Source organism: Aminobacter sp. P4_H6_2, assembly GCF_056400805.1.
In genome coordinates this window covers 1-2,833 of record NZ_JBFUKO010000663.1, presented here as the reverse complement: position 1 = coordinate 2,833, position 2,833 = coordinate 1, and the positions used below count along the sequence as shown (strand labels likewise).

Here is a 2,833-nt window from a genome sequence, read left to right as displayed (position 1 = left end):
CAAATGAAGCGCGGGACACTGGCCGCCGGGTAATTGTATTGGAAGAACCCCGATACCGCCCCCGGCGAACCGTTCTGGACGACCGCCAGCGGCGTGTATCCAAGGCTCGGCCAGGTGGCGATGTAGGCACCGCCGCCACCCGGAATAGCGCCCGACCAAGACCCCGATCGGTAGATGAACAGCCCGCCGGCATCCTCGCTATCGAAGATGACGGCATTGGGCGGCACGTTGAGGTTATTGGCATCATAGCCCGGCTTCACAAAGCGCATGCGCTTGGAGCCGTTGATGTCCTTCAGGAAACCACGAGACATTAGTCCCACCACTCCATTGTACCAGTAGCTACGGTGAAGACGAATTTGCCGTCGGGCGCCTTGATGACACCGGCAGTGATCGTGCCAATGTTGGCCACGGCAAGCCGCAAGCCGCCCGCGTCGTAGACAAAGGGCATCGCCGTGCCCGCCCCGTTAGTCAGGACGAGTTGATCTGCGAACAGCACAATGCGCGAGAACGGGACGCCGCCAACCGAACCAACCTCCCAGAGCGTGCCCGCAGTGATCCACCCGCTGCCTGTGGTCGCGCGGACCTGCAGGACAACGCTCGCCTGGACATTCCCGCCGCTCCCGGCTTGAGCCTGCATGCGCCACAGACCATCAGCAGCCAGATTGCCCACCGTGGCCGAAACCGCTGTGTAGGCCGTCGCTAGCGCTTCAATCGCACCGTCGATTTCTTCAATCGAAGCGCTGATGCCTGTGAGCGCACCAGCCGTGGCGTTGCGGAACCGGACAGAAACCGAGTTCTCGTCGACGATCACTCCAGCAGCATCGGAAGCCGCAAGCGCCAACTGCTCGAGGCGAGCACGGAACTCGTCGGATTCCTGGGCAAGTTGAAGCAGGCGCTTGTAGACATCGTCGCGAAGAGCGGCGAGCCCGACCTCAACATCGGCAATGCGAATGTCAGGCGTTCGAACCGGCAGCCAGTCCGACCAAAGCGTCGGCCGATCACCGCCAGGCAGGTACCGCCCGCGCACGCCATAGTTGGTGTCGGGTAGCAAGCCTTGGCTGATCTTGAGCGAACCGGTCTCAGGCTGGTCGGTGCGGCCGCCATATGCATGCGAAAGATCGGCCGCCAGACGCACTTCGAACTCAATGCCGACAACGTCGACAAGGCGGCTAGCGGTATTGTCCCACGTCAGCAGGATCGCCGGGCGCCTATCCAATCCAGCGTCGTCTTTGACGCTGGACGGCTCGGCAAACCAGTCGATGATTGGCTGCGGCTGCGGCCGAATAGGACCAACCGCACCGTCGACCGGTTCTTGGTAATCGGCGCCGCTGTCCCAGTCGTARTCGGATGGATCAACTTCGGTGATGTCGATCATCACGTCGAGGTTGGCGCGRTCGGCTACGCCGTCGATGCGGAACAGCTTGGCGATGTAGCCGTTGCGTGCCGATGTCCACGACAGCACCGCACCCGGCACCGCRTAGGGCCAGAACTCAGGCGGCAGGACTTCGGTGTGCCTGCGAGCTCGCTGCGCTTCCAGCAGGGCAGACAGCATAAGCCGCTGCACCTGCTCGGCGTAGGGAACGAAGTCTAACGGCACGTCAGCCATGAGCCGGCGGTTGCCGTGCAGAGCTTCCAAGTCCTGTCGGTAGAGCGGTCGTGCGGTCTTGGCGGCCCAGCCATCGGCCGGCGACGGGTAAGTTGCCGAAATGCCGTTGATGGTGTCTGACAGCCCGAAGAAGGGCGTGAACGACTGCTCTTCGGTCGACAGGATATCGCCGTCGGTGAAGGAGAACGTCGGCAGATCAGGCGCGCCGAGATATATGGAATAGACGCCGCCAATCTCAGAAATGCGGCCCTGGCACGAGGTCAGGATTGCCTCGAGCGCGGACGCCAACGGCGCTTCGATCTGGATTTCGCCAGCCGAACGATAGGTCGGCTCCGGACCAGACGCGCCACCGATGGTCGCGCGGCACTTGTTGATCTGGGCAATCCAGTTCGCCGACGGCAGACGGGCAGCAGCCAGTCCCTGCAGGCCATAAAACCACTTGTTGCCGAAGGTCAGGCCACGAAGCAGGTTGTAGGCCTGGACGGCCGGCAGATGGTCGCCATCGCCGCCCCAAGTGCTTGGGGTGCTCCACCGGTGCGAACCAACGCCGCCAACGCTGGAATCGCGAGACGGATCGTAAAGCCGCGTGCCGCTGACAACGAACTTGAATGACGGGATGCCTGAGAAGACGTTCTTCGTGACCTTCGCCGTCACGATGGCGTAGGCGACGCCCAGACCAACGCGCGTGCTTTCCCACTGGCGCTGGCCATTGGAGGCGGTCGAAACAAGGAAAGGATCGGCGGCCGTCTGGGTGCCGTCGTAGAACTTGACCCACAGGCTGTCGTGATACTCGTTGACGTTCCGGCCATAGCCGGTGTCGGCGCCAAGCGTGCAGCGCTCACCGTTGACCCATATCTCGTCGAGGCTGGCGATAGGCAGATCCGCGAGCGCGATAACCTGCGTCAGGAAGGCGTTCGGGGTGTCGTCGACATTGCCCCAGGTGTTCGCCCAAACCAGCGAGCCGGCTGTTGCCGTCCTGCCGAGAATGAACGACCTCGCAAGATCACCGCCCGCCTGAAGCGAACCATTGATCGAGAATGTTGGGTCTTTGGCCTTGCCGGCTATCGACTGGGCAAGAAGGTTGAGGCCAATGCCGACCGCCGTCTTGAGGACAAAAGCCCCGATCGACGCACCCAGACCGCCAATGAATGTCGATACGGTGCCGACCACGGCGCCGATCGCTGAGAAGATAGCCATGATGTACCTTGGAAATGCGACCTGGAGGCC

At 62.4% G+C, this 2,833-nt stretch carries 2 protein-coding genes; both read right to left on the bottom strand.

The window, feature by feature from the left end; genetic code table 11:
- Positions 1–311, bottom strand: a 311-nt coding sequence (locus AC1DUU_RS28265; protein ID WP_476786656.1) for a hypothetical protein, incomplete at its 3' end; no start/stop codon positions are given.
- On the bottom strand, positions 311–2,833 hold a 2,523-nt coding region (locus AC1DUU_RS28260), incomplete at its 5' end, for a phage tail protein (RefSeq protein ID WP_476786655.1). The genes AC1DUU_RS28260 and AC1DUU_RS28265, both read right to left, overlap by 1 nt.